This window comes from Sphingobacterium sp. UBA2610 (assembly GCF_002339225.1).
In the GTDB taxonomy this organism is placed as follows: domain Bacteria; phylum Bacteroidota; class Bacteroidia; order Sphingobacteriales; family Sphingobacteriaceae; genus Sphingobacterium; species Sphingobacterium multivorum.
Window position 1 is genome coordinate 17,005 of sequence record NZ_DDKA01000006.1, and the last position, 24,080, is coordinate 41,084.

The window sequence follows — 24,080 nt, forward strand, 5'->3', positions numbered from 1 at the left end:
CTTTGCTATTTTATGTATAGCTTGATTTGTTAATTTTGGTCTTGTTGTAGTTCTTCGATCCACAGTCCATCATCTTGAATGATCTTGATCAATTCATCTAAGGCATGGGCTGAACTCACATTTTTCTTAACCACCTGCTGACCTCTATATAATGTCACTTTATCAGGGCCCGCCCCAACATAACCATAGTCTGCATCTGCCATTTCTCCAGGGCCATTAACAATACAGCCCATGATTCCAATTTTTAAGCCTTTTAAGTGATTGGTACGGCTTCGGATCATCTGCGTGGTTTCTTGGAGATCAAATAAGGTTCTGCCACAGCTTGGACAGGAAATATATTCTGTCTTGGATATTCTGGATCGTGTCGCCTGTAAAATTCCGAACGAAAGTGAGGCGATATTTTCCAATGCCGTTGCCGGAGAGTCAATCCAAATTCCTGAACCTAAACCATCAATTAATAATGCCCCTAGATCTGTAGAAGCGTACAGCTGTATTTTTGATATCGGTTCTTCGGGATTCATAAAATCACCAATGGGTCCTGAGAATTCTTCCGCTAAATAAGAACGCTTGATAATGACAGGATTGTCAATACCGATTTCCTGCAGATTTCGAAAGAACTGTCTTTGATCTGCCATACCGTGCAAGTAATCGGTTTCTACGATAAATACGATTGTTTTGTCTAGCTGTAAGGATTCAAACAATGGGGTTAATAAATCTGAATTACAGATTTTGACCATATTCAGGACTTTATCCTTATTGTCTGACTTTACGAATTCTTCTAAGGTAAAGAGGGGATGAATATTGGTTTGATCGGTAAGTTTTGACCAGGTATTATAGTTATATACTTGCTTCAGATTTGCCGGCATCGTAAAGGATGGTAAACTGTCTGCGAGATAAACAAAGTCTACAGACTGCTCACCCATGTGGTATTTATCTAATAAGATATCGTAGCGATAACCTACTTTGGTAAGGATCTGAGCGTCCTTTAGATTTTCCTTAGAAATGTCGACCACAACCCTAGGTACCAAAGAGCCGCCGATGAAGGTATTTACTTCTTGGCTGGCATAAGCAATATGTGGTGTCTCCGGAGAGAGCTGAACAATCTCTTGTTTGGGCTGACTCGCGATGTTTGCCTTTCTTTTGCTATATCTATTGACAAGTGCTATAGCGACCGGAGCTTCCCGTTCAGGCTCTTCGGTTAGCGATACACGTACCGTATCGCCCAATCCATCTTCCAACAGTGTTCCGATACCGACGGCAGATTTTACACGACCATCTTCACCGTCTCCAGCTTCAGTTACACCGAGATGTAGGGGATAGTTCATGTTTTCGGAAACCATTTTTTCGACCAGCAATCGATAGGCTTTGACCATGACCTGCGGGTTGGACGATTTCATGGAGATACAGAGATTGTAGAAACTCAGATCTTCACACATCCGGATAAACTCCATGGCTGATTCGACCATCCCTTCCGGAGTGTCACCATAATGACTCATGATCCTATCCGAAAGTGAGCCGTGGTTGGTACCAATACGCATAGCGGTACCATTTTCCTTACAGATATTTACGAGCGGAGTGAATTTTTGATAGATGCGATCTAACTCGCGCTTGTATTCAGCATCGGTATAAGATAGCTGATCAAATTTCTTCTTGTCTGCATAGTTACCGGGATTGACCCTTACTTTCTCGACGATGCGCGCAGCGACCTCGGCAGCATTTGGTGTAAAATGAATATCAGCGACTAAAGGGACTTTATAGCCTCTTCTGCGAAGTTCATCTTTTATGTTAGCTAAATTTTGCGCTTCTTTAATACTTGGAGCGGTAATACGAACGTATTCGCAGCCCGCCTCTACCATTCGAATGGTCTGCTCAACTGAGCCCATCGTATCCATTGTATCTACCGTAGTCATACTTTGAATACGAATGGGATTATCGCCACCCATGGGAATATCACCGATCTGAATTTCCCTTGTTTTCCATCTCGAATAATCTACCTTGGAATTGCAATAGATTCCAGGTAATGTCAACATATTACTTGTGTCCATATCTAACACAAAGTTAGCTTTTCTTGACTAAAAATCGGGTGTCAATTAATATCTTCTAATTTTTATTGACGCGATGCCACCGTTGATATCGAAATCGAATTTTTGAGCGGCAGAGTCGTAATTTGTCGATTTTACTTCGCCTTCACTTTTTAGGAAATCGCCCTCATAATCTGTCGAGGATAATGCATTGTCGCTTGTAATACGACAGGCCGCGTTTTTGGGGATGGAGATTTCAATAGAGGAGGCTCCAGCATCCATAGAAATTTTAGTTGTTGCCAGCGGTTGACCTAATTTTAACTTTAGACTAGTCGCTCCAGCATCGATATCCAATGTTTCTATCTTGTAGGGTGAAAGATCTAACCTGGCATCAATTGCACCTACATCAAAATTCAGATTCCATAGGATGTTGGGGTTTAAAGCGATAAACGTATTGTTGTTTTTGCTGTTAAAATCCTTGTTTTTGAATTTTCCCTTTAGGTTGATATCTAATTTGTCTGCAGATTCTCCATGTACAGTTATGCCCAGTAGATATTCTTTTGAGGTGTTAAATGCCGAGAAGATTTCTGAAGTAGTGCTACTATCATTTCTTAATGAAGTGGCCCCCAAATCGAGGTTTAGGGTAGCACTATGGATTTTATCATCCAGCGGGACGTTTAATTTTTCTGTTGTATAATTTGTTTTATCGTTGGGATCGTCGACATTGATGTTGACGCCTTTACTTTTTAAAAGCTGTGTTAAAAGTGGTTCCTTTGGTGTCGACAGCCCTATGTAAGTCAAAAAACCTAAAATTACGACGGTAGAACCGATGGCGACAAACTGTCCAATCTGTTGGTCTTTGGGTACCAGCATACGAATTCCGGCAAGCACAATAAACAGCGGCCAGTATCTAAAAATACCTACCCAGTTGAAAGAAATTGTGTTGAGCTGTGATAATAATAAGACAACCCCTATAAAGAGAATGGTGATACCAGTTGTTATTCTTCGTGTATTCATAACTAATTCCGTTTGTTAATATATCTCAAAAGTAAGTCGCTTTGGGAGATACCGTATGAATGTTTAGGCTATTATACATAAAAAATCGGTAAATGTGACTAATTGATCGGTAAGTAATTTCGTTTTTCGTATACTTTTTGGGTTTTTGCTTGTTTATATATTTGCTGGAATTAATTACCTTTAATGGATAGCTTGGCTCAGTATAGCCGTTAAATTGGCGTAATACATTGAAATTAAATAGATAATATGATCTTTCATCACATTGGTGCATATCTCATACTCCTGAAATCAGTTTTTAAAAGACCGGAGAAAGGGCGAATTTATTGGAAGGAAACCGTATTGGCAATGACCGATATTGGTATAGGATCTCTGGGACTTATCGTTATTATTTCCACCTTCATTGGCGCTGTTATGACCATGCAAATTGCCTTTCAGATGGTATCCGACTTGATCCCAAATTCAATTATAGGTTCGATCAACCGGGATTCAAATATTTTGGAATTAGGACCGACGATCTCGGGATTGGTCTTAATGGGGAAAATTGGGTCGTCTATATCTTCACAGATCGGATCCATGCGTGTTACAGAGCAGATTGATGCTTTGGAAATTATGGGGATCAATGCTCCTGGTTATTTGATATTACCCAAAATATTGGCGGGTATCACCATGATTCCGATGTTGGTGATTATTTCTATCGTGTGCGCTTTAGTGGGCGGTTTGTTAGGTGGATCCCTTTCGGGCGCTGTGACACAGGCGGATTATATTTTAGGAATTCAAGATGGCTTCAACGGCTTCACGGTGACAGTTGCCCTTGTTAAAGCTGTTTTGTTTGGGTTTATTATTACCTCGATATCTGCTTATAAAGGGTATAATGTAAAGGGCGGAGCGTTGGAAGTTGGGCAAGCTAGCACAGAAGCAGTTGTCGTTGGCTGTATAACTATTCTTGCGGCGGATTATGTGATAACCGCATTAATGCTTTAAAAAGATTTTATGATTCAAATCGAAGATATTAACAAATCGTTTGGTGACAACCATGTTCTGAAAGGAATTAGTGCAAATTTCGAACCCGGAAAGGTGAGTCTGATTATTGGAGGGTCGGGTTCGGGAAAGAGTACTTTATTGAAATGTATCGTAGGCCTGCACCAACCGGAAAAAGGAAAGGTAATTTTTGATGGCAAGGATTTTACTCGGATGAATTTTGAAGAGCGTGTTCCTATTCGAAAAGAAATAGGTATGCTTTTTCAAAATTCAGCGCTGTTTGATTCGATGACGGTAGAGCAGAATATCATGTTTTCGTTGGACATGTTTACGGATATGTCCAAAGCGGAAAAATTAGACCGTGCAAATCATTGTTTGGAACAGGTTAATCTGGAGGGACGAAATAAACTGTTCCCTGCGGAGCTTTCGGGGGGGATGAAAAAGCGGGTTGGAATTGCACGTGCAATTAGTATGAACCCTAAATATCTATTTTGTGATGAACCCAATTCGGGATTGGATCCGGAGACTTCGATTGTTATTGATGAATTGGTACTAAAAATTACGCAAGAGTTGAAATGTACGACAGTCGTTGTTACACATGATATGAATTCTGTGATGGGAATTGGTGAGTATATTTTGTTTCTCTATAAAGGAGAGAAATTCTGGGAAGGTTCCAATAAGGATATGATGCGGTCAGATGTGGAGGAATTGAACAACTTTGTTTTTGCAAGCCCATTAATGAAAAGTGCGAAAGCTTCTATGGGGCAATAAGGGCTGGGAACGTGGCTTTATTGCGCGTAATTTTATGTGTTTGATCTGTGTTAGCATCATGCAGATTTCTTTTATATTGAAATTTAGCTTAGTTTTGTCGGAAAATTTTGATTTTGGCAGCAACAAATATACAACTATTGACCCCACAGCATTGGAAGGACTATGAACTCATTGATTGTGGTGATTTTGAAAAACTGGAACGTTTTGGTGATTTAATTTTAATCAGACCAGAACCTCAGGCTGTATGGCCTAAGGCATTGACTGATGCGGAGTGGAACAAGCGTTATCATATCAAATTCAAAGGTCGTTCGGCTACTTCAGGAGAATGGTTGAAGAAAAATCCTCAGGCCCAAGACCGTTGGCATATCGAATATAAAAATAAGGATGTGGCCATCAAATTTAGATTGGGCTTGACATCTTTTAAACACGTCGGGATATTTCCGGAACAGGCTGTAAATTGGGACTATATTTCGGAATCTGTACGTTCATTTAAGACGGAAAGACCGAAGGTTCTAAATCTTTTTGCATACACTGGTGGAGCATCTTTAATAGCAAAGGCTGCGGGCGCGGATACGACTCACGTAGATTCGATTAAACAGGTTGTTACCTGGGCAAATGAAAATATGGAAATTTCCAATTTGGATAACATTCGTTGGGTGGTTGAAGATGCTTTGAAATTTGTAAAGCGTGAGCTGAAAAGAGGTAATACATATAATGGGATTATTTTGGATCCACCCGCATATGGGCATGGGCCAAAGGGCGAGAAATGGAAATTGGAAGATCACATTATGGAAATGATGACTGAAGTCGTTCAACTATTGGATCCTAAAGAGCATTTCTTGATTTTGAATACGTATTCATTAGGGTTTTCCTCTGTTATTGTTGAAAATTTAATTAAGACAGCTTTCCCAAAAGTGGAAAACTTGGAAATAGGCGAGTTGTTCTTACAAGCAACAGCAGGACCGAAACTTCCACTTGGGGTATTCGGTAAATTTCGCAAAATAGCGAAGTAAGGCTTGTCAAAAGATTCCTGATAATAACACGGGGCGCTTATTGAAGCGCCCCGTGTTTGTTTAAAGTTATATTAGGAGGTTACATATGGATGTCTTTTAAACGTAGTGATGCCAGTTCAAGCTGTCTGGGTATCGCTGTGCTGATATTTTGTGGAATAAGCGATAAGTGCTGGGTAAGTTCGTTGTAATAAGCTATTCCAGCTTGTAATTGTGCTTTGAATCTAGCTACATATTTTATCTTTTTATCGTTCATGATATTTTTATTGTCTGTGACATATTTTTGAATATGATCGATATACAGGTTGAGTTCGTTGATCATAACAAAAGGTCTGTTGTCATTTTCAAAAACTGATATACGGCCATAGATGTGGTCGATCATTTCCCGCAAAGAATATTGTTTTTTGAACCAGACAAGATTCGGGCCTGGGCAGATGGATACAGCGGTCTGTTCTTTGCTCTTTTGGATATTGTACTTAAGATAAGCTGGTGCTGCGAGCCCTTCACAAAGACAGGTTTTTTCTGTAATGTCGTCAAAGGCTTTATCGTATTCCGCAGCGGACAGATTTTGTTTTTGTAGTTCCTGGATCTTTTGATGTTGATAGACGCGTGATGCAGTGCAGATCGGTTTATCACCAAACTCGGTGTTCGAAATAAGGTATTCTTTTTTACAAGGGCTACCGGGGCGCCCTTTTTTTATACGTTCCAACCGTAGGTACTCTGCGCCACTTTGTCTGAAATTGTTAAAGGGAATTCCCAATGGAGATGCTCCACTACAGTAGAAGTCTTCTTTCTTGGCAAGTTCCAATGCTTTCAGGGTTTCTTGATCTACTGTGGTTGCTTCGGGAACCATCAGGAATGGGGATCCCCATCCTACGGCATCGAATCCATAATAGTCTAATAAGAACTGATGTTCTGAAGCTGTTCCCACGCCTCCTTGAACTGTATATTTGATGCTGGGAGGAGTTGTTAATGAGCGCTCCTGGGAAACCCAATATGCGTGGTATATCTCGAAAAGTTCGGTTTTCAAACTTTCTTTTTTCTCTTTAAACTCTTGAAGGATTGGTCCCAGAAGAAAACCATCGGTTGCGAAAGCATGACCACCGCAGTTCAAACCGGATTCTATTCTGAATTCAGATACCCATACACCACGCTTAGCGAGATATTTTGCCTGGATGAGCGCCGATCGAAAGTCACTTACTTTCAAAACGACTTTTTTGTCAAATAGACCTTCACTATTGGGGAAGAAAGCCGGTAATTCAGCGAGGTAAGCGTATAGGTGTGGATTCATCCCTGCGGAAAGGATAAGGGAGGAATGCAAGTTGGAATTTGCAAAACCACGTAAGGCTGCTGAAGCATCAGAATAACGCTGATCCAATAGGTTACCATCCTGGTAATTCATTTTATCTACTTTGGACATAATATTAACATCGATGTCTCCCGGTTTGAGATAATTGATCAATAGATCTTGCAGCTCGGTTTTAATCGCGCGATTGGTTTCCATTTCCATTGCGTGATAAATCGGTTTTGAAGGATGTGACTCGGGTAAAAGCTGAAAATATTTGGTAAGTTCTGAATTTTCGGTAAAGGGCTGACGCTTCAAGGCCACGACTTGCTTCTTGACCACAAACTGTACGAGATTGAGATAGGCCGTAATTCTTTTTGCCCGGTAATCTTCTTCTGTTTTAGTGATCGGATGATAGACGATTTGATATTGTCCGCAGTAATAGCGGCGCATGCGCTCGATGAGTTCATCGTCAACAATAGACATTACGGTGGAGATACCATATTGTGCGACCTTAAGTGCGGAGTCGATGGAGAAAGCTAAGCCTAATACGGGGATATGAAAAGTATGCGTCATTCTTAAATATTTCTTTTACGAAATAATGGAGAATAACGCTGAAAAAAAGTAATGATTGTTTTATCGGGACATGATCGTAATCACTATTCAAATACAATTGTCTTGTAATCGTTGCGCATCACACGATCTTCACTAAGCAGACGAATTGCTCTGCTCAGAACAGCCTTTTCTATTTCTTTGCCGGCAGTTACCATATCTTTTACAGTATAGGTGTGATTGACATGTCGTATATCCTGTACGATGATGGGGCCTTCATCGAGTTGGTCGGTAACGAAATGCGCTGTGGCACCGATGATCTTAACGCCTCTTGCATGAGCCTGCTTGTACGGGTTGGCACCAATAAAAGCGGGTAGAAATGAATGGTGTATGTTGACCAGTTTATTTTCAAAGGTACTGACAAACTGAGGAGACAAGATTCGCATGAACTTCGCCAGAATGATGTAATCGAAATTATAGTTTTGGATTTGTGCGATCAGTTGTTTTTCGAATGTTTCCTTTGTTAGGTTTTCATGTGAGATGCAATGAAAAGGAATATCAAACTTTTCCGTAAAGGAGCGTAATGATTCATAATTACCAATTACGGCCTGTACTTCGGCTCCCCATGTTTCGAAGTGTTGACGTACCAGGATATCGGCAAGGCAGTGATGCTCTTTGGTCACGAGGACGACGATTTTTTTGCGGTTATTGGGATTTATCTGTATCTGAGCAGATGGGGGAAGTACTTCGGCAAGGGAATCCGAAAGCTGTTTCTGCTCAGGCACGATACCGTTACACACGACACGCACGAAGAATTTGTTGGCTTCTTCATCCACATATTCACGCATGGTGACAATATTGAGTTGATATTTTGCCAGCGTATTTGAAATGTTGGCGACCAATCCAACGGCATCTTGACATTGGATCAGAATTAAGGTTTGGTTGTGCATGAAAGGTGGTTGTAGGTTGCTAAAAAAGCGGGTTATTTTAACCCGCTTTTTTTGTTAGTTCTTCTTCAAGGTCAACTTCAACACGCAGATTTTCGACAATATGCTTTTGTCGATCTGGTGTGTTTTTGCCCATGTAATATTCTAATAACTGTTGAATTTTATTGTCTTTGGACAAGATAACCGGGTCAAGACGGATATCTTTTCCGATAAATAATCCAAATTCGGAAGGTGATATCTCACCCAAACCTTTGAATCGGGTAATTTCAGGTTTAGCGCCTAATTTTGCGATTGCTTTTTGTCGTTCTTCATCGGAATAGCAATAGATCGTTTCCTTTTTGTTGCGGACACGGAAAAGTGGTGTCTGTAAGATGGAAACGTGGCCAGCTTTGACAAGGTCTGGGAAAAACTGCAAGAAAAATGTCAATAGCAACAGGCGGATGTGCATGCCGTCGACATCGGCATCGGTAGCAATTACGATATTGTTGTAGCGTAATCCATCGAGACCGTCTTCAATATTAAGCGCATGTTGTAAGAGGTTAAATTCCTCGTTTTCATAAACAATCTTTTTGGACATACCGTAGGAGTTTAACGGTTTTCCTTTCAGACTGAAAACAGCTTGAGTCTGCACATCCCGCGATTTGGTAATAGAACCAGATGCAGAATCCCCCTCGGTGATAAACAACGTTGTTTCTTGGTTACGTTCATTTTTATCGCTGAAGTGCACTTTACAGTCACGTAGTTTACGGTTGTGCAAAGAGGCTTTCTTCGCTCTTTCGTTGGCGAGTTTTTTGATACCGGCGATATCCTTACGTTCACGTTCCGATTGAAGAATACGTTTTTGAAGAGCATCTGCCGTAGCCGGATTTTTATGTAAGTAATCATCCAATGCTTTTTTAACAAAGTCATTGATAAATCCTCTTACCGTAGGGCCTTCTGGGCCTACACTTTGAGATCCTAGCTTTGTTTTGGTCTGTGATTCAAAAACGGGTTCCTGCACTTTGATGGCGATGGCACCGATAATTGATGAACGAATATCCGATGCGTCAAATTCTTTTCTGTAAAAATCGCGGATTGTTTTGACTAGTGCTTCACGGAAGGCTGCCTGGTGTGTTCCACCCTGTGTGGTGTGCTGACCGTTGACAAAAGAATAATATTCTTCTCCATATTGCTGGCCGTGAGTCATCGCGATTTCAATATCATCCCCCCGTAAGTGGATAATTGGATAGCGCATGGACTCGGCATCAATATTTCGTTCCAGTAGATCTTTTAGTCCGTGCTCAGAAATAAACTTTTGCCCATTAAAGTTGATCGTAAGACCTGAGTTTAGAAAAACATAGTTCCAGATCATATTCTCTACAAATTCGGGACGGTATTTGTAGTTTCTGAAAATAGAATCGTCTGGATAGAATGTTACAGATGTACCATTCCGTTGCGTCGTATCTTTTTGTTCATCATTGACTAATTCCCCTTTAGAGAATTGGGCAATGCGTGTTATATTTTGACGGTATGACTGGACGGTAAACTGACTGGACAAAGCATTTACGGCTTTTGTACCGACACCATTTAAACCGACGGACTTTTGGAAAGCCTTACTATCATATTTACCACCCGTATTGATTTTAGAAACAACATCAACCACAGAACCAATTGGGATACCACGTCCATAATCGCGTACGGAAACTTTATTTTCGTTTACCGTGATATCAATAGTTTTACCGGCCCCCATAACAAACTCATCAATTGAGTTGTCAACGACCTCTTTCAATAAAACATAGATACCATCATCATAGGCCGAACCGTCCCCCAACTTTCCAATGTACATTCCCGGACGGAGGCGGATATGCTCTTTCCAATCCAGGGACCTAATGCTGTCTTCGTTATATGTACTCATAAATTAATGTAGAACTTAGCTAACAAAAGTAAAAAAAATAAACTACGATAAGTAGTTTAAAAGGCTAAATTTTTTAGATATCGCTAGTTTGCGTACTGCTGGAGAAAATTGCCGGTTTGCGGGGAAATGTTTACATTTAGTGTAAGTAATTGTAAAGAGAATAATTTATGGGATTATTTGATAAAATCAGGAATGAGTTTGTCGATATTATCGAATGGGTCGATAATAGCACAGATACGATTGTGTGGAAGTTTCCACGGTATCAGAATGAAATAAAAATGGGGGCACAGTTGACTGTGCGAGAAGGGCAGGCTGCGGTATTTTTGAATGAAGGCGTGGTTGCGGACGTCTTTCAGCCTGGTCGTTACGAACTTACGACCCAGAATATGCCGATCATGACAACCCTCAGAGGTTGGAAATATGGGTTCAATAGTCCATTCAAAGCCGATGTTTATTTTGTCAACCTTCGACAATTTGTCAATCAGAAATGGGGAACTAAAAATCCGATTATGTTGCGGGATCCTGAATTTGGTCCCATTCGACTTCGGGCTTTCGGTAATTTCTCTTTTCAGGTGAAGGACGTTACTGTTTTTATGAAACAGCTTGTTGCGACGACGCCTTTATTTACAGTTGAAGATATCACAGAGCAGCTTCGAAACATTGCGGTATCGCGGGGGATGGATGCTATTGCTGAGTCGAAGATACCGGCCTTGGATCTTGCATCCAACTATGATGAAGTTTCGGCCTTGATACAGCAAAAAATTGGGGTTGATTTTGATGAGTTGGGTTTGAGCTTAACGAAGTTCTTAATTGAAAATATTTCATTCCCAGAAGAAGTCGAGAAGGCCCTTGATAAGCGAAGCAGTATGGGGGTCGTTGGTAATCTGGGGGCATATGCCCAATTCCAAGCCGCAAATTCAATGGAGAAAGCTGCTGAGAATCCCAGTAGTGGAGGGATTGTAGGTGCTGGATTTGGTGCTGGGCTGGGAGCAGGAATGGTTGGTCAAATGGGTAATGTATTTCAGCAAAATAGTTTTGATGGGAATAATCCTACTGGTACGGGATCAGCTGCTGCGGCTTCGTCTGCAGGGGCCGTTGGACCTCCTCCATTGTCCAAAGCGGTCGCTTATTACCTGGCCGTTAAAGGTAAACAGGAAGGGCCCTTTGATTCGGAACAGCTGCGCGCTCTGATAAAAGAGGGGACGATGACACTTGCTACCTTGGTCTGGAAAGAGGGACTTGAAAACTGGATTGAGGCTGAAAAGGTAGTCGAATTAAAGGATCTGTTTTCGCAGAACCCGCCACCGATACCAGGAGTTTAGGGTAAAATGCATTACCGAGTTTTATGAGTTTTGAAGAAAAAACCTCCGAAATAGAGCAGGGGTTAAAATGTCAGGGCTGTGGTGCTATTTTGACTTATCAGCCCGGTACGTCCTATTTAGCGTGTTCCTATTGTGGAACCAGGAATGAAATAGCGGATCAGCTACCGGAAGATGGGCATATTGAATCTACAGATTATAAAGTTTTTGGACAAGCAATGGAGGGGCTCGCCGATGAGCGCTATAGCTATTTGGCTGAAGTTGTGCATTGTAGTAACTGTGGCGCAAACTCGCGTTTGAATCCTCATGTTACGGCAGATTTATGTGCTTTTTGTGCTTCACCATTGGTAATTGACCATCAGCAAAAGCGTATTGTGAAGCCACATGGTCTTGTTCCCTTTTCCGTTGATTACAAAAATGCTTTTGGGCTATTGACACAATGGGCGGGTAAGATATGGTTCGCTCCGAATGACTTTAAGCGAATTTTTAATTCAAGAAATGATCGTTTAAAAGGGGTGTATGTGCCATTTTGGTCCTATGATGCAGATGTACAATCTGATTACGTAGGATCACGTGGAGAATATTATTATGTGACGCGTACAAGACGCAATTCGGATGGCGAGACGGAAGAATACGAAGAAAGACGCACAAACTGGTATCCGGCTTCAGGAAGTATCTATAGCCAATTTAAGGATATTGTTATATCGGGATCAACATCTCTTCCCGAAAAGTTTTCTGATAAAATTGGACCTTGGAATTTGGGTTACCTAAAACCTTTCAATGAGCAATATTTAAGTGGCTTTATCGCTGAAACTTTTAGCGTGGATCATGTAAAAGCGGGGGAGACTGCCCGGACTATTATGGATCGGGAAATCGAACGTCAGGTTGAGCATGACATCGGTGGTGATACACAGGATATTGATTCTATTGATAGCGATTTTAAATCCATTAAATTGAAGTACATTCTTTTACCTGTATGGTTATCCGCTTATCAGTACAAAGGAAAGAGTTATCAGATCATGGTCAATGCTTTTAACGATAAAGTTTATGGACAACGACCTTATAGCTTTTGGAAAATTGCTTTTTTGGTATTGGCGATCATTGTTGTGTTGTATCTATTGAGTTTTATGGTATAACAAAAACGGTTATAAAAAAAGCGCTGTTCTCAATAAAAGAGAACAGCGCTTTTTTATGCTAATCGTCTTGACTATTTGTTTAGTGAAAGTAGGAATCCGATCGTGAAATTGGCATCCCAATCAAATACGAAGGTGTCGCAATTGGTTGCATCTTTAATTGCTTTATAGATGTTGACACCGCTCTTTGTTTTTACTTTATCTGCTTTGTAAGATGCTGGATCGTTCAAAACTGTAAAACGCTCTTCACCTTGGCGTGTCTGCGATGCTAATTCAAAAGGAACCCCGCCAATAATAAAACAAACCTCTCTTTTATTTGCCGGAATTTTTTCGCCTAATTTTTTTACTTCTGTATAGACCGCATCATCTTTAAGGTCTTTTTCATAATATTTCGCACCAGGTGCTTCTACCGATTTTGTGTCACCGTCGATCCAGGAGATTTTGGTGTTACCGGAGCCAATGTCAACAACAAATGAATTGTCTTCGTAAGCTTTCGGAAGAACCGATTTTAACGCTAATTTTCCTTCCTGCTCTGCTGTAACTAGGTTGACCACAAAGCCCATTTTTCTAAGTTCAGCACTGATAACTGAAGTTTTAGGTTCTTTTTGAGCTCCGGAGCTAATAACGAAATGTATGTTTTTGGATTTGACGCCTTTATCGAGCATCATGCCTATATAATCTTTTAATCCTTTACGGATGTCTTCCGTATTTGCCAATCCTTCGTAGGCAAATGACTTTCCGAAGTCTTTGGAAATGATCTCCCAGCGATTTTCTTTGTCCATATTGACGACAAAGGAATTGAAACCCGAAGCGCCGACTTCAACGACACCCTTGTATTCGCCGTCGACTGGTTTTTCGGGTTGATAGTTGAATGAACGAGTCGTTTCTGAGCCTGATGAAGGTGCGGCCGCATGACCATTATTGCTTGTTGAATCTGTTGTTTGGACTGTCGAATTAGCATCAAATTTGCCTGATTGAATGGCCCAATAACCGATTGCGAGAATAGGTAAGGCGATGATAATTGCTTTGATTGGCCATCTTAATCTTGCCCATGTTGATTTTTCTTCCATAATGTTCGTATAGTAAGTTTGATTTTAGTTAATATTAATCGAGTAATGTAAATCCTTTATCTACTTTTTCTTCGGGTTTGAGTTCATAGCTGGCATCGGCCATTTGCGTTACGTTTAATACATTTAGATTACGTTCGTCAACTTTTCGGATAAACTCTTCCAGTTCACCTTGAGTAGGCGTACCACCCACTGTGATATTGTTGTTTTGATCCAAGAAATCAAGATTGGATCGGATAGAGGCAATATTTTGACTGATGGCACCTGTTGCGGCATTCATGGCCTCTTGAAATGCCCAGCCATCTTTAATATTGAACACATCGGCTAGGCCATCGGTGGCATTTTTCATCTTTTGCGTTGCTTCCAGCTTCTTGGAAATAATGGAAATGCTGCTATCCAAGGTGCTGACATAGATACGTGCTGCGCTTTCATTATCTTTTAGGACTTCCAATACTTTTGCAAATTGATTGGCATATTGTACATAACTGCGCGCATTTTGCTCTTCAGATTCACCTTCTTTTCCCAATAGAAATGCTTTGGTGCGTGTTTCTTTGGCATCTCTTGCATAAGCATTGGCCTTCTCTGCATTATTTTTGCTCGTTTCCTCCTTTGATTTCTCGTCGAGATTAGCCGCTTCTGCGGTGAAACGTTTCGCATAGGTGTACTTCTCTTCGGCTGTTTTTTGAGCAGTTTCACCGCTTTGAATCATGTCGATGCGGACACCGTCTACATTGCTGATTTTTTCCTTCACACGTTTCAGGGTGTCTTTTGCATCTCTTGATAACAGTTGTAAGGTTTCTATGGGGTTATTTCTAATGATGGATTTTTCACCTTTAAAAAGTAGGACGGTTCCCAATCTGTGCAATAGCGCAATGATCTTTGGCGCTAGCAATAATAAGGTAATTAGGATTATACTGAATAGCACAAAAAGTATACTTTTTCCGGCATATTCCAGCATAATCGGTAAGTATTTGAAAAAAGCAAAGGCTCCGCCAAGTAAAAGCGCCCAAAAGAAGATCGACGAAGCTGTCTTCTTCGCTTCTGGTGATTTTAATTGTGCAGGCAAATGATCGCCCAGTACTTGAAATATCGGAAGTTGCGTTTTTATCTCAGCGGGAATATTAACATACTGATCTTTTCTTTCCATTGATTTGTTTTTATGTTATTGATTGATTAATCATACGCAATGCAGTGTTGATTTCGGTGACCACTTCATCAACGGCCGCGTTGCCGATGTTTATTTTTTGTTCGATATCTTTAATCCTTGGTTCGTACTTTTCATTAATTTGTGCCAAAGCGAGTTGTTTTTTCTGTAGATCATCTTGCAATTTGGCGATATTCTCCGTTATTGTTTTGATTTCAGTGTTCAGATTTGCAATCTCCATGGTTCGGTCCTGTTCAGTCTTTTTCTTTTCAGCCTGTTTTTGTTCCGATTCTTTGGCAATGGTTTCTTTCAATTTATTAGCATAATTTGTGCCAGTTGCTACCAGTTTATCCTTGGTTAACGAACTGTCTACAAATTTCAATGAAGTATAGGCCGCTTTTAATGTGTTTTCCTCTACTTTTCCCATTGCGGCAGCAGCGTTCCATACTTCGAAAAAATCGACACCCTGCTCGTTGAGTTTTTCAAGAATGGCATAGACCTTTAATTTCATTTCTTTGAGGTCGGTTGTTCCGTCATTGGCTGTTAGGGGGATTGGGGGAGGTGTTTTTCCAGTTGGAGCCTGGGCCGTGGGCGATGTATATGCCGGTGGTACATGGGGTCTTTCTGGAGCAGCGTTAGTAGCTGGTGCTGGAGGGGCTTGTGCCGGTGGCGTTTGCTGCGGCTGATCGTCCTCAAAAATTAATTTCTTTAGACTGTTTAATATACTGGATCCTCTTTTAGTATCGTCGTTACTCATCATATCATAGTTGATTATATCTGTACTAAAATAATAAAAATTAATATTCTCTTCTAATGAATTGCGCTATGGAATACCTGAAATGGATACAGGAGGTATAGGAGCTTGGATAGAAGCGATGAAATGGACCTGTAGGGCGAGTGAATCAGCTGCTATCGCATTTTATGTTAGGGATAAAAACAAAGATTCCCAATTGTTGATTGGGAATCTTTGTTTTGGTGGTCATGGTCCTGTGGGACTACTATCTGCCAAAATCATCTTGTACGCGAACAATATCGTCTTCATCAGAAGGGTTGTTGGCATCGGTGTGTTGCCAGATCTCGGCTAGAATACCGAAGCCATCCAATCCAATTAAACGGTGACGCTGTCCTTGGCGTAATCTAATTGTTTCGCCTTCTTTCAAGGTTGAAACAACCGATTCTTCATCGGTGTCAGAAACCATAACACCTACGTTACCTTGGATAACACGCCATATTTCGGCACGACGGTGGTGATATTGCCATGAAAGTCTTTTTTCTGGTGCAACAATTAAAATTTTTGGACTTAATTTTCCTGAGATTCTTAATTCTTGTACATCCATTCCGCCGAAGTACTCATCGGCAAATTCTTGCGCTTGGGATTCGTCGATTACGAAAAATCCTCCCCAAGGGCGTGCAGCATCTGATTTATCAATACGAAAACCTTTGGATGTCAGCATTTCCTGTACTTTTTCAAACAATGCGATTTTATCTATAGCCATATTAAAAATTCTAAAAATTTGTTATTCGTTAATTCAGTTGCTAAATATAAAAAAAATCCATTTAATATTTTAAGTTAACCGTTTTAGCTTAATCTAAATCCTTTATAATGGAGCTGCGTTAGATACCCTAAGCTATACTATATCGCGTAAAGTTAAAAATGAAATTGCTAATTTTGTGATCAATCTAATTTCAGGATATGTCAAACTTTCAAGTCGATCGGGAAAATACTGCATTTATGCAGGCTGTTGCTTTTGTTAACCAAACGAACCAGAATGTATTTATTACAGGAAAGGCGGGTACCGGAAAAACGACTTTCTTGAAGTATATCCGTGAGCATAGCTACAAAAAGATGGCTATTACTGCACCTACAGGTGTTGCGGCGATGAATGCGGGCGGAACAACTTTACATTCTTTATTTTGGCTTCCTTTTGGGACTTTTATTGAAGATTATGAGTTACGTTGGGACGAACAGGATAGTCATATCTACAATAAATTACGTTTATTCAGCACGATTAAATTGACCAAGCAGCGTCGGGCCATCTTGCAGGAGCTAGAGCTTTTGGTGATTGATGAGGTTTCGATGGTCCGTGCAGATACATTAGATGCGATTAATGTAATTCTGCAATCTGTTCGTCGCGATATGCGGCCTTTTGGTGGATTACAAGTGCTGTTTATCGGAGATTTGTACCAGTTGCCGCCAGTTGTGAAAGATGCCGAATGGAATGTTTTGCGGGATCATTATTCTTCTGTTTTCTTCTTTAATGCTAAAATTTTGAGGGATAATCCGCTGGTGATGTTAGAGCTCAATAAAATCTATCGTCAACAAGATGAAGGTTTTATTTCAATTTTGAATGCCATACGAAACAATCAGTGTACAAGTGACATGCTCACGACCTTAAATGGTTATTATCAACAGGACTTTGTTCCAAATGAAGAGGAACAGTATATTACATTGACCTCCCATAATCGAAATGCGGATGAAATAAATGGAGCCAAGCTGGCATCATTATCGGGTAAAATGTTAAATCTTAAAGCAGTTGTAAAGGACGATTTTGCGCAGGGCTCCTATCCTGCTGAAGAAACGTTGTCCTTAAAGATAGGGGCTCAGGTGATGTTTATTCGAAACGATTCCGGTGATGAACGTAAATATTACAATGGAAAGATCGGTACGGTAAAGGACATCGATACGGTGCAGGGCACGGTAACGGTTACATTTCCTGATGGGTCGGAATCTGTAACGGTAAAAAGGGAGACCTGGGAGAATATTCGGTATAATTACGATAAGGGGCAAGATCAGATTAAAGAGGAGATATTGGGTACATTTTCGCAATTTCCACTTCGATTGGCTTGGGCTATCACTATTCATAAAAGTCAGGGTTTAACTTTTCAAAAAGCGATCATTGACGCAGGGACCTCGTTTGCCGCGGGACAGGTGTACGTTGCATTGAGCCGTTTAACGAGTTTAGATGGACTTGTATTAAAATCCATTATCCCTTCTTATGCCATCCGTACCGATTACCAAGTGGTCGAATTTGCACAGCGTGCTCAGGGGCAGGCTGACGTCAATGAGATTTTGGAGCAATGCCAACGGAATTATCTTGGCCAGATTTTAATGCACGGTTTCCGTTGGGACGGACTATTGGCCGAGACTTCGGAGCTGCTGAAATCACTTGAAGAGCGTAATATTGATGGAAAGGAACAAGCCGTATTATTTTTCCAACAATTGGTCAAGCACCTTCAGACCCAAGAGAAAGTTGCACATAAATTTATTGTTGTACTGTATGATTTGTTGCGGGATAAAAACGCAATCGATTATGACGTCATCTGTGAACGTTCTACTGCTGCGGTCAATTGGTTTTTACCGAAAATGGATGTAGATCTGATTGAGGCTTTAACCAAACATATTGAGGAGTACCAGATACGAAAACGTACGAAGAAATATATTGATGAGTTAAAAGCATTATTGCTTGATTACAAGCGAAAACGCGAGCAGTTGCAACATTGTCTACTTATTGCTGATACGCTTTCAAAACGGGAAGATTTTCAAACAGCGATGCTCGATGTTGCTGCTAGTGTGAAGACCAAAGAAAAAGATGAATTGGCTGCGCAAAGTGCAGATGAAGAAGGGCCGAAGAAGTTGGATACAAAGGAGATTTCCTTAGAAATGTTTAAAGATGGTATGAGCATTGCTGATATAGCGGTTAAGCGCGGGATGGTCGCTGGTACGATATATGGACATTTAATTAATTTTGTTGGTACGGAAGTGGAAGCAACAGAGTTGATCGAGCAGGAGAAGTTGGATCGTATTCTTGGTGTTATTCGTGCAAATCCGGATAAATCCTCTTCGGAACTTAAGATGCTTTTGGGCGTGGATATTGATTATCCGGATATTAAAATTGGACAAAAAGTTTTGGGATTGTAGGCAATAAAAATTTATAGCGTATATTTGTAACAAATTGTGTGATATAGTTTGTTGAAAGCCCATTGATAACCTTAAGATTGCTTATGGAAGACAAGAAAGATCCTAACAAGTGGCTTGTGCTGACGACTATTTCAACCCAGATGGTTTTTACCATTTATGTATTTTATTTATTAGGGGATTGGCTGGACGGTAAGTTTCATGCGGAGAACCAACTATGGATGAAGATCTGTACCCTTGGCGGGATTGGAATTTCTCTATATCAAGTCATTAGACAAGTGAATCGATTAAACGATAGATGATAGTATATATAAAGCAGACCCTTATTTTATTTTTTGTTGCGGTTTTGATTTTTGCCGTTCATTTCTTTTTATTAAAATCTTTTGATGGTATTCATTCCTTGGAAGATCTACATTTTCCATTGTATGAAATTTATATTTTTCAACTGATATTATCCGTGATCATCATGGTGGGGATAAGTTACTGTTCGCAGAAATTTCCGCAGTATGTTGGTTTTGTTTTCTTGGGATTATTGACTTTAAAGTTTGTCCTAAATTATGTATACATCCATAATGGGTTGGCAAAACCGCAGGCTGATATTTTAAAATATAACTATTTGATCGTTGTCGTTTTATTCCTTTTTTACGATGTTATATTTGCTTACAAGGCTTTAAACAAATCCTAAGGGAGAAAAACGATAGTTTTTTCAAAAAAATGTAATATTAAAGTAGCTTTTGTGCTTTATATATAGTATTTTCGCAAAAAATTTTAAATAACATAATAGTAGTATCGTGAGTCTTAAAAGAACACTTCAATTTTTAGCAGTTATTCTGTTTGCAGTTGCGCCATTTTTAACAAAGGCGAATGAGAATGCACACGGAGAAAAATCGCAGGCTGAGGAAATCAATAGCCATATTGAGCATCACTTACAAGATGATTATTATTTTAGCTTCTTTTCGGATGAAGAGACAGGTAAACATTATGGTTTTTCATTGCCCGTTATTTTGATCGATAATGGCTTGAAAGTTTTTATGGCTTCGGCATTCGATCACGGTAATAAAGTTGCTGAGGTTGACGGTCAGTATTATGCATTGTACCACGGAAAAATTTATAAGACTGATGCTGCCGGTAATTTGGCTGGTCATGAGTATCGTAAAAATGCTGATGGTAGTTATGTTATGACTATAAATGAAGATGGAAAAGAAGAGAAAAAGGAATTTGAAACTTCTTATGTGATTGGTTCTCATGAAATTCATGATGCTGTTGATTTTCATCCATCTGTAGCGATGCCTTTAGATTTCTCGATCACTAAAAATGTTGTCGGTTTGTTTTTGGCTGCATTTTTAATGTTTTGGGCATTTATTAGTTTGGCTAAAACGTATAAAAAAGGTGCTAACAATTTGCCAAAAGGTGTTGGACGTGTATTGGAGCCTTTGGTTATCTATGTACGTGATGAGATGGCTATTCCAAACATTGGTCATCGTTACAAGGAATTCATGCCTTATTTATTGTCTGTATTCTTTTTGATCTGGATTTTGAATTTGGTTGGTTTGACACCACTAGGGTTTAACGTTACAGGAAACATCACAGTAACTTTATGTTTGGCTCTTTTTACATTCTTAATTGTCAATATCAAAGCAAACGCAAACTACTGGAAGCATATTTTTTGGATGCCAGGTGTTCCGGTTCCATTTAAATTTGTTTTAGCACCAATTGAAGTATTGGGATTGTTTACAAAACCATTTTCGTTGATGGTACGTTTGTTTGCAAATATTACAGCTGGTCACACTGTCGTAATGGGACTGATTGCAATTGTTTATTTATTGCAACACCAATTGACTGTAGTGGGTAGTATCGGTGTTTCCATGTTCTTGACAATCTTCTTGATGGTTATCGAATTATTGGTAGCATTCTTACAAGCATTTATTTTTACGATGTTGTCATCCTTATTTATCGGTATGGCTGTTGAAGAACATCACGATCATTAATTAGTAAATTTTTTAATTATTCAAATCATACATTATGTACAATTTAATTGGAGCCGGTTTAATCGTTATCGGTGCAGGTTTAGGTTTAGGTAAAATTGGTGGTTCTGCAATGGAAGCTATCGCTCGTCAACCAGAAGCAGCATCTAAAATCCAAACTGCAATGATTATCATTGGTGCCTTACTTGAAGGTTTAGCATTCGGTGCTTTATTATTAGGTAAATAGTCACAACGGTTTTATAATATAACCTGCAACGGTTGGTTGCAGGTTATATTATTCCTGAATCTTAAAAAATAAGAATTATCATTATATAGTATAACAATGGATAAATTAATACATTCGTTTTCGTACGGTTTGTTTTTTTGGATGGTCATCGTCCTTGTGGTTATTATCTTTTTATTAGGTAAATTCGCTTGGAAACCAATTGTTGATGCCCTAGACGAACGTGAAAAAGGTATTGCAGGTGCTTTAGAGGCTGCTGAAAAAGCGAAATTAGAAATGGCTCGTTTAACAAATGAGAACGAACAATTACTAAAAGAAGCTCGCGCAGAACGCGATGTTATCCTTAAGGAAGCAAAAGAACTTAAAGATAAGATTGTAGCTGAGGCAAAAACGCAGGCACAGGCTGAAGGTGCAAAATTGATTGCACAAGCAAAAATCGAGATCAACGAACAAAAGAACAAAGCTTTGGCTGAGGTTAAGTCTCAGGTTTCTTCTTTGTCTTTGGATATTGCTCGTAAAGTGTTAAACAAAGAATTTGAGGACCAAGGAAAGCAAGAAGCTCTAGTAGCAGATTTGCTTAATGACGTTAAATTGAACTAATCCGGTCACTCAAATTACGAAATAGAATTATGTCAGTATTTAAAGTAGCATCAAGATACGCTAAGTCATTAATTGACTTGGCTAGCGAGCAAGGCTCACTGGAGACAGTCAAGGCGGATATGGATTCATTCATTGCTGTTTTAAAATCCAGTACAGAATTGCAAGCTGTTTTTGCCAATCCTATTGTTCCTTTGGACAAGAAGAAAAACATATTGGATGCGCTATTTAAAGATAAGATCAATCCCAATATCGTGGCATTCTTTAAGATCATGATCAACAAAGGTCGTGGCGAGATTGTGTATGCCACTGCTCAAGAATTTATTCGTGAGTATAACGAGGTAAAAGGAATTGTGAAAGCTACAGTTACATCTGCAGCGCCACTTTCTGAAGCTAATTTGGCAGCGATGAAAGATGTACTTGCGAAGGAAACCAACGCTCAAGTGATATTGATCAATAAAGTTGATCATAGTTTGATCGGTGGATTTGTAGTCAATATCGGCGATCGCCAAATTGATGCAAGTATTGCTGGTAAGTTGAATAAATTGGAAAGATATTTGAATCAGAATAATTAATTTGTTCTGATACTTGAAGTAAAATAAATCAAAAAACCCCTTATAATAATTAAAATGATAGAGGTAAGACCAGATGAAGTTTCGGCAATTCTAAGAGAGCAATTGTCGGGCTTTAAATCAGAAGCCGAACTAGAGGAAGTGGGTACCGTACTTGCTGTAGGTGACGGTATTGCTCGTATTTACGGCTTAACTAAAGTTCAGTCCGGTGAGTTGGTTGAATTTGATAACGGATTACAAGGTATTGTATTAAACTTAGAAGAAGACAACGTTGGTGTTGTACTTTTAGGTCCTTCGGATGAGATCAAAGAAGGAGATACTATTAAACGTACCAACCGTATTGCATCCATCAAAGTTGGTGAAGGCTTGTTGGGACGTGTTGTAAATACTTTAGGTCAACCAATCGATGGTAAAGGACCTATTCAAGGTGATTTGTATGAAATGCCTATCGAGCGTAAAGCTCCGGGTGTTATCTACCGTCAACCGGTAACTGAACCATTACAAACAGGTATTAAAGCGATCGATGCAATGATTCCAGTAGGTCGTGGTCAACGTGAGTTGGTTATTGGTGACCGTCAGACAGGTAAAACAGCTGTTTGTATCGATACAATCTTGAACCAAAAAGAATTCTATGATGCAGGAGAACCTGTATTTTGTATCTACGTTGCCGTAGGTCAAAAGAATTCTACAGTTGCGAATATCGTGCGTACATTGGAGGAGAGAGGCGCTATGGCTTATACAGTAGTTGTGGCTGCATCTGCTGCTGATCCAGCTCCACTTCAGTTTTATGCACCAATGTCAGGTGCTGCTATCGGTGAGTTTTTCCGTGATACAGGTCGTCCAGCATTGATCGTTTATGATGATTTGTCTAAGCAAGCAGTAGCTTACCGTGAGGTTTCTTTATTGTTACGTCGTCCACCGGGCCGCGAAGCATACCCAGGTGACGTATTTTATCTACACAGCCGTTTGTTGGAGCGTGCAGCGAAAATCAACTCTTCAGATGATATCGCGCGCAACATGAATGATCTACCTGAATCGATCAAACACTTGGTGAAAGGCGGTGGCTCATTAACTGCCCTTCCGATCATTGAAACCCAAGCTGGTGACGTTTCTGCATATATCCCAACCAACGTAATTTCAATTACAGACGGTCAGATTTTCTTGGAGTCTAACTTGTTTAACGCAGGTATTCGTCCAGCGATCAACGTAGGTATCTCTGTATCTCGTGTAGGTGGTAATGCGCAGATCAAACCGATGAAAAAGGTATCTGGTACATTAAAGTTAGATCAAGCTCAGTACCGTGAATTGGAAGCTTTTGCGAAATTCGGTTCTGATCTAGATGCTGCTACTAAATCTGTCTTAGATAAAGGTGTTCGTAACGTTGAGATCTTGAAACAAGGTCAATATTCTCCAGTTTCTGTAGAGAAACAAGTTGCGATTATTTATATCGGAACTAAAGGTTTATTGCGTAATGTTCCTGTAAATAAAGTGAGAGAATTTGAAGAAGAATTCTTGACTCAATTGGAACAACGTCATCCAGAAGTATTGTCAGCTTTCAAAGCTAATAAGTTCTCCGATGAATTAACTGCAGTGTTAGAAACAGTAGCTAAGGATTTAGCATCAAAATATTAATAGTAATGAGTATTTGG

The 24,080-nt window shown here is 39.9% G+C and carries 22 protein-coding genes; 13 read left to right on the top strand and 9 right to left on the bottom strand.

Annotated features, from left to right (window positions below; all coding sequences use genetic code 11):
- Positions 1-29: 29 nt before the first annotated feature.
- Entirely contained in the window at positions 30-2,045 is a 2,016-nt protein-coding gene (gene ispG / locus B4Z47_RS04225) for a (E)-4-hydroxy-3-methylbut-2-enyl-diphosphate synthase (RefSeq protein WP_172462447.1), read from the bottom strand.
- A gap of 45 nt (positions 2,046-2,090) precedes the next feature.
- Complete coding sequence (locus B4Z47_RS04230; RefSeq protein WP_112375482.1) at positions 2,091-3,038, bottom strand: LiaI-LiaF-like domain-containing protein; 948 nt, start codon at positions 3,036-3,038, stop codon at positions 2,091-2,093.
- A 246-nt stretch (positions 3,039-3,284) separates the two neighbouring features.
- On the opposite strand from B4Z47_RS04230, the gene B4Z47_RS04235 reads away from it, so the two are divergent.
- The 3 genes from B4Z47_RS04235 to B4Z47_RS04245 all read left to right on the top strand — a co-directional run bounded on the left by B4Z47_RS04235 (position 3,285) and on the right by B4Z47_RS04245 (position 5,800).
- Positions 3,285-4,019 carry an MlaE family ABC transporter permease gene (locus B4Z47_RS04235; protein WP_112375483.1) on the top strand — a complete coding sequence of 245 codons (735 nt, stop codon included), beginning with the start codon at positions 3,285-3,287 and terminating at the stop codon, positions 4,017-4,019.
- A gap of 9 nt (positions 4,020-4,028) precedes the next feature.
- Positions 4,029-4,787, top strand: coding sequence for an ABC transporter ATP-binding protein (locus B4Z47_RS04240; protein WP_070563195.1), 759 nt, complete (start codon positions 4,029-4,031; stop codon positions 4,785-4,787).
- A gap of 107 nt (positions 4,788-4,894) precedes the next feature.
- The gene (locus B4Z47_RS04245; protein WP_112375484.1) at positions 4,895-5,800 is read left to right on the top strand and encodes a class I SAM-dependent methyltransferase; all 906 of its coding nucleotides are present in this window, start codon (positions 4,895-4,897) and stop codon (positions 5,798-5,800) included.
- A gap of 79 nt (positions 5,801-5,879) precedes the next feature.
- On the opposite strand, the gene B4Z47_RS04250 is transcribed toward B4Z47_RS04245, so the two are convergent.
- The 3 genes from B4Z47_RS04250 to B4Z47_RS04260 all read right to left on the bottom strand — a co-directional run bounded on the left by B4Z47_RS04250 (position 5,880) and on the right by B4Z47_RS04260 (position 10,475).
- The gene (locus B4Z47_RS04250; RefSeq protein ID WP_286726871.1) at positions 5,880-7,658 is read right to left on the bottom strand and encodes a hypothetical protein; all 1,779 of its coding nucleotides are present in this window, start codon (positions 7,656-7,658) and stop codon (positions 5,880-5,882) included.
- Between the two features lie 83 nt (positions 7,659-7,741).
- Positions 7,742-8,584: a formyltetrahydrofolate deformylase gene (purU, locus tag B4Z47_RS04255; RefSeq protein ID WP_112375486.1), complete on the bottom strand. Its 843-nt coding sequence runs from the start codon at positions 8,582-8,584 to the stop codon at positions 7,742-7,744.
- Between the two features lie 37 nt (positions 8,585-8,621).
- A complete protein-coding gene (locus tag B4Z47_RS04260; RefSeq protein ID WP_070563183.1) occupies positions 8,622-10,475 on the bottom strand; it encodes a DNA topoisomerase IV subunit B in 1,854 nt (617 codons plus the stop codon).
- A 167-nt stretch (positions 10,476-10,642) separates the two neighbouring features.
- Between B4Z47_RS04260 and B4Z47_RS04265 the strand changes: the two genes are divergently transcribed.
- Positions 10,643-11,797, top strand: a complete 1,155-nt coding sequence (locus B4Z47_RS04265; protein WP_286726873.1) for an SPFH domain-containing protein — start codon at positions 10,643-10,645, stop codon at positions 11,795-11,797.
- 23 nt (positions 11,798-11,820) lie between these two features.
- Positions 11,821-12,930: a zinc finger domain-containing protein gene (locus B4Z47_RS04270; protein WP_286726874.1), complete on the top strand. Its 1,110-nt coding sequence runs from the start codon at positions 11,821-11,823 to the stop codon at positions 12,928-12,930.
- Between the two features lie 71 nt (positions 12,931-13,001).
- Here the strand turns inward: B4Z47_RS04270 and B4Z47_RS04275 are convergent, their stop codons facing one another.
- From B4Z47_RS04275 to B4Z47_RS04290, 4 genes are all read right to left on the bottom strand, one after another.
- Entirely contained in the window at positions 13,002-13,997 is a 996-nt protein-coding gene (locus tag B4Z47_RS04275) for a hypothetical protein (protein ID WP_112375489.1), read from the bottom strand.
- A gap of 34 nt (positions 13,998-14,031) precedes the next feature.
- Positions 14,032-15,141, bottom strand: coding sequence for a hypothetical protein (locus B4Z47_RS04280; RefSeq protein WP_112375490.1), 1,110 nt, complete (start codon positions 15,139-15,141; stop codon positions 14,032-14,034).
- 10 nt (positions 15,142-15,151) lie between these two features.
- Positions 15,152-15,898, bottom strand: coding sequence for a hypothetical protein (locus B4Z47_RS04285; protein ID WP_112375491.1), 747 nt, complete (start codon positions 15,896-15,898; stop codon positions 15,152-15,154).
- A gap of 238 nt (positions 15,899-16,136) precedes the next feature.
- Positions 16,137-16,634 (bottom strand): cupin domain-containing protein, encoded by a 498-nt coding sequence (locus B4Z47_RS04290; RefSeq protein ID WP_046671961.1) that lies wholly within the window; start codon positions 16,632-16,634, stop codon positions 16,137-16,139.
- 197 nt (positions 16,635-16,831) lie between these two features.
- Here B4Z47_RS04290 and B4Z47_RS04295 point away from each other — a divergent pair, with 197 nt between their 5' ends.
- From B4Z47_RS04295 to atpA, 8 genes are all read left to right on the top strand, one after another.
- Complete coding sequence (locus tag B4Z47_RS04295; RefSeq protein ID WP_286726875.1) at positions 16,832-19,057, top strand: helix-turn-helix domain-containing protein; 2,226 nt, start codon at positions 16,832-16,834, stop codon at positions 19,055-19,057.
- Positions 19,058-19,140: 83 nt separating this feature from the next.
- Positions 19,141-19,356 carry an AtpZ/AtpI family protein gene (locus tag B4Z47_RS24680; protein WP_070563162.1) on the top strand — a complete coding sequence of 72 codons (216 nt, stop codon included), beginning with the start codon at positions 19,141-19,143 and terminating at the stop codon, positions 19,354-19,356.
- Entirely contained in the window at positions 19,353-19,739 is a 387-nt protein-coding gene (locus B4Z47_RS04300) for a hypothetical protein (RefSeq protein WP_046671964.1), read from the top strand. Before B4Z47_RS24680 ends, B4Z47_RS04300 begins: the two co-directional genes overlap by 4 nt.
- A 106-nt stretch (positions 19,740-19,845) precedes the next feature.
- Complete coding sequence (gene atpB, locus B4Z47_RS04305; RefSeq protein ID WP_239468755.1) at positions 19,846-21,042, top strand: F0F1 ATP synthase subunit A; 1,197 nt, start codon at positions 19,846-19,848, stop codon at positions 21,040-21,042.
- Between the two features lie 34 nt (positions 21,043-21,076).
- Entirely contained in the window at positions 21,077-21,265 is a 189-nt protein-coding gene (gene atpE, locus B4Z47_RS04310) for an ATP synthase F0 subunit C (RefSeq protein WP_021188666.1), read from the top strand.
- 96 nt (positions 21,266-21,361) lie between these two features.
- Positions 21,362-21,862, top strand: coding sequence for a F0F1 ATP synthase subunit B (locus tag B4Z47_RS04315; protein WP_112375495.1), 501 nt, complete (start codon positions 21,362-21,364; stop codon positions 21,860-21,862).
- 29 nt (positions 21,863-21,891) lie between these two features.
- Complete coding sequence (gene atpH / locus B4Z47_RS04320; protein ID WP_112375496.1) at positions 21,892-22,434, top strand: ATP synthase F1 subunit delta; 543 nt, start codon at positions 21,892-21,894, stop codon at positions 22,432-22,434.
- Positions 22,435-22,488: 54 nt separating this feature from the next.
- Positions 22,489-24,063, top strand: coding sequence for a F0F1 ATP synthase subunit alpha (gene atpA, locus B4Z47_RS04325; protein WP_070563151.1), 1,575 nt, complete (start codon positions 22,489-22,491; stop codon positions 24,061-24,063).
- Positions 24,064-24,080: the final 17 nt, after the last annotated feature.